Genomic DNA, 4,497 nt, shown 5'->3' with positions numbered 1-4,497 from the left:
CAGCTGCGGGAGGCGATCCAGGCCGCGGCGGGAGCGCCGGTGCAGCTCACCTTGTTGCGCGGCGGCGCCGAGCAGACCGTGGAGGTCACCCCGGAGAAGCACACCGAGGGCGACGCGACCGCATGGCTCATCGGCATCACGCTGCGCACCGACTACGACTTCGAGATCGACGTCACGATCCAGCTCGACAACGTCGGCGGACCCAGCGCCGGGATGATGTTCGCGCTCGGGATCATCGACACGCTGACCGAAGGGGAGCTCAACGGCGGGAAGGACATCGCCGGCACCGGAACCATCGACGCGGCGGGCACGGTCGGTCCGATCGGCGGCATCCGTCAGAAGCTCTACGGCGCGCGAGACGCAGGAGCCGACTACTTCCTGGCTCCCGCGGCGAACTGCGACGAGGTCGTCGGACACGTGCCGGACGGACTGCAGGTCATCCGCACGGCGACGCTCGAGGAGTCGCTCGCCGCCCTCGAGGTCATCGCGGACGACGGCGACGTCTCAGCGCTCCCGACCTGCGACCTCGCAGGCAGCTGAGCGCAGACGTCACCGTGACCGCGCTGTGATCGGGATGACAGCCTGCGCACAGTGAGCGATGCCTAGGATGGTGGGGTGACCTCCTCGCCTTCAGCTCCGAATCCGGCCACGCCTCGAACCTCACGACGCATTCTCGGCATCTCCCTGGTGATCATCGCCGCCTTGATCGCGGTGTTCTTCGTGTTCGCCTCCCTCTACACCGAATTCCTCTGGTTCGACCAGGTGGGCTTCACCGGCGTCCTCACGACGCAGTGGATCGCCACGGCGGTGATGTTCGTGGTGGGCTTCCTCGGGATGGCCGTTCCGCTGTTCGTCGTCATCCAGCTCGCCTACCGGCTGCGTCCGGTCTACGTGCGGCTCAGCTCGCAGCTGGACCGGTACCAGGAGGTCATCGAGCCGCTGCGTCGCCTGGCGATGTGGGGCATGCCCATCTTCTTCGGACTGTTCGCCGGCTTCGCGGCCGCGGGGCAGTGGAAGACGGTCTGGCTCTGGATCAACGGTGTGGCCACCTCGGACGTCGACCCGCAGTTCGGCATCGACACCGGCTTCTACATGTTCGCGATGCCGTTCTACACGATCCTGCTCGCGTTCGTCTCCGCCGTGCTCCTGCTCTCGCTCCTGGTCACCGCCCTCGTGTCGTACCTGTACGGCTCGGTGCGCATCGGTCAGGGTGAGCTGCGCATCTCGAAGCCCGCGCGCATCCAGCTCGCGGTCATCGCCGGTCTCTACCTGCTCGTGCAGGCGGCGAGCCTCTGGCTCGACCAGTACAAGACGCTCGTCGAGCCCGACGATCGCATCACGGGTGCGGCGTACACGGGCGTGAACGCGACGATCCCCGGTCTCGCCATCCTCGCGATCATCGCCGCTGTCGTGGCGATCCTCTTCTTCGTCACGGCCGTCATCGGCCGCTGGCGCTTCCCGCTTGCCGCGACCGCGCTGCTCATCGTGGCCTCGCTCGTCGTCGGCGTCGGATACCCGTGGGTGGTCACCACCTTCCAGGTGAAGCCGAACCAGAACGCCTACCAGGCCGAGTACTACCAGCGGAACATCGACGGCACGAAGGAGGCGTACGGGGTCGCAGACCTCGAGACCACGCCCTTCGCCGCCAAGACCGACGCCGAGGCGGGTCAGCTGCGCGCGGATGCGGAGACCACCGCCTCCACCCGCATCATGGACCCGAAGGTCATCCCGCCGACGGTGCGTCAGCTCGAGCAGTACCGCGGGTACTACCAGTTCCAGAAGACGATGGACGTCGACCGGTACGAGATCGACGGGAAGATGCAGGACACCGTGGTGTCGGTGCGCGACCTCGACATGTCGGGCCTGGGCGACGGTGACAACTGGAACAACCGCGTCGCGGTCTACACCCACGGCTACGGCCTCGTCGCCGCCGCGGGCAACCAGCGCACCACCGACGGCGAGCCGGTGTTCCTCGAGCGCGGTATCCCCACTTCGGGATTCCTGTCCGATCGGGAGAACTTCGAGCCGCGCGTGTACTTCGGTGAGAACTCGCCCGAGTACTCGATCGTCGGCGCTCCCGAGGGCTCGGAGCCCGCAGAGATCGACTACCCGCGCGGCAAGGACGGCTCGAGCGAGACGAAGACCACGTTCGACGGCGACGGCGGCCCGAAGGTCGGCGACACGTTCACCAAGCTCCTCTACGCGCTGAAGTTCCAGTCGGAGCAGATCCTGTTCTCGAACCTCGTGAACGAGGACTCGCAGATCCTGTACGACCGCGACCCCAAGACGCGCGTGCAGAAGGTGGCACCGTACCTCGAGCTCGACAGCGACCCCTACCCGAGTGTGGTGGACGGCCGCATCGTCTGGATCGTCGACGGCTACACGACGAGCCAGACCTACCCGTACTCGACGAGCGTGAGCCTGTCCGACGCCATCGCCGACTCCAACATCCCCTCGCCGACCCTCGCGATCGACGACATCAACTACATCCGCAACTCCGTCAAGGCGACGGTCGATGCCTATGACGGTTCGGTGAAGCTGTACGCGTGGGACGACGAGGACCCGGTGCTCAAGAGCTGGCAGAAGGTCTACCCGTCGACGGTGAAGCCGATCAGCGAGATGTCGGGGGAGCTCATGAGCCATGTGCGCTACCCGACCGACCTGTTCAAGGTGCAGCGCGACATCCTCGGCGTGTATCACGTCGACAAGGCCGGATCGTTCGCGCAGCAGGACAACCGCTGGCAGACGCCCAACGACCCCCGCAGCGAATCGATGCTGCAGCCGCCGTACTACCTGACCATGCAGATGCCGGGTCAGGACTCTCCCCGGTTCTCGATGTTCTCGACGTTCATCCCGAACTCGCAGGGAGCGGGCGGCAGCCGCGACGTGCTGATGGGCTACCTCGCGGTGGATTCGGATGCCGGCTCGGAGAAGGGCGTGAAGGCGGAGGGCTACGGCCAGCTGCGCATGCTCGAGATCGACACCGACACCACGGTCCCCGGTCCCGGTCAGGTGCAGAACACCTACAACTCGGACACTTCGGTCGTGCCTCAGCTCAACCTGCTCCAGCAGGGGGAGTCCGAGGTCATCTACGGCAACCTGCTGACGCTGCCCGTCGGTGGTGGTCTGCTCTACGTGCAGCCCGTCTACGTGCAGTCGTCTGAGGGAACGCAGCTGCCGCGTCTGCAGAAGGTGCTGGTCGCCTTCGGTGATCGCGTCGCCTTCGAGAACACCCTGACCGAGGCGCTCGACACCCTCTTCGGCGGTGACTCCGGTGCCACCGGCGGTGACGACACGGTCGAACCGGATCCGAACGCCGAGGTGCCCGACACCGGCGAGGTGCCGACGACCGAGCCCACGCAGCCGACGGGAGCCGAGGCTGAGGCCCTGGCTGCCGCTCAGACCGCGCTGCTCGACCGTGAGGCCGCGCTGAAGGCCGGAGACCTCGCGAAGTTCGCCGAGGCCGACGAGCGCCTCACCGCGGCGGTCCAGAAGCTGATCGAGCTGGACTCCGCAGCGGGCAACTGATCCGCAGCACCGAACAGAATGGGCGCCCCCGAGGGGGCGCCCATTCTCGTATCGTGGTGACGCCGGGCATCGTCCGGGCAAAGCGAAAGGCCCTCTGGCTTGGATTTCTCCGAGTCAGATAGTTCGATATGCGATTACGTTCGGCTCGCGATTCCAAGTAAGAACTCGTTTCCGCTCGACCGGTGGTGATCAGGTGTCGGCCGCTCGTGCCGGTACGATCACGAAGGTGCCCGTAGGTTGCGCACGCCCCGCGGTGGGCCCATCTGGGGCCTGAAGGCCGAAGGAAGGACCTGAGCTTGTCTGAGAAGTCCACCTCGCTCCTCATGGATGCTGTCGCGACTTTGACTGACTGGCGTCTGGTTCGGACCTTCTCTTGTGAAGTCATCGTGCAAGATCCGGGCGAAGAGCCCCAGAGCCTCGAGCTTCACGCCGAACCGATGCACTCGTCGTATGTCCTCGTCGACCCTCGGACCGGTAGGCGGCAGTCTTATGACGACACGACGCGCTCGTTTGGCACTGACGGGCATATAGTGCAGCGCCAGGCCAGTGCTTTGCTCACAGAGCCCCTTCCAGTGCGCCTAGCCTTCCCGATGTCCCTACCGATCTGGGGGCGCCGTCACGACCTCTACCGCATGGTTGACGCCGATCGCGTGGGCAGCCTACTCACGGTCAGTTTGACGGGCCGTGCAGACGCGAGCCTATCGGGCACGCTCACCATTGATCTCAATCGAGGCCTCGCTGTGCGCATCTATGCCCCGACACTTCAGGTGGAGTATCGGGGCATAGTGCCGGCGCATAGCCGGTTCGGCGTCTCTTCTCTTTAGAGGCCCGCTTCTTCCCCGGGTCAAGCCCCGGCGAGTGGTGTAGCGGTCGGTGATCCTTCTGCTGTTGGTTTCGGTTAGGCGCTGAGTTCGAGGACGGGCTGGTCGGTCACCTCATCTCCGGTGTCGGGGACGAGGGTGAGGCGGG

General features: G+C 65.8%; 2 protein-coding genes. Both read left to right on the top strand.

The genetic code is table 11. The features are described 5' to 3' along the window. The coding region (locus KZA10_RS08415) for a S16 family serine protease (protein WP_306300800.1) at positions 1-540 on the top strand (540 nt) is incomplete at its 5' end. A 75-nt stretch (positions 541-615) separates the two neighbouring features. Continuing rightward, complete coding sequence (locus KZA10_RS08410; RefSeq protein ID WP_055873250.1) at positions 616-3,528, top strand: UPF0182 family protein; 2,913 nt, start codon at positions 616-618, stop codon at positions 3,526-3,528. The last annotated feature ends 969 nt before the right edge of the window (positions 3,529-4,497 follow it).

Source organism: Microbacterium sp. BF1, from assembly GCF_019279095.1.
Taxonomy (GTDB): domain Bacteria; phylum Actinomycetota; class Actinomycetes; order Actinomycetales; family Microbacteriaceae; genus Microbacterium; species Microbacterium maritypicum.
This window is presented reverse-complemented; position numbering and strand designations above follow the sequence as displayed.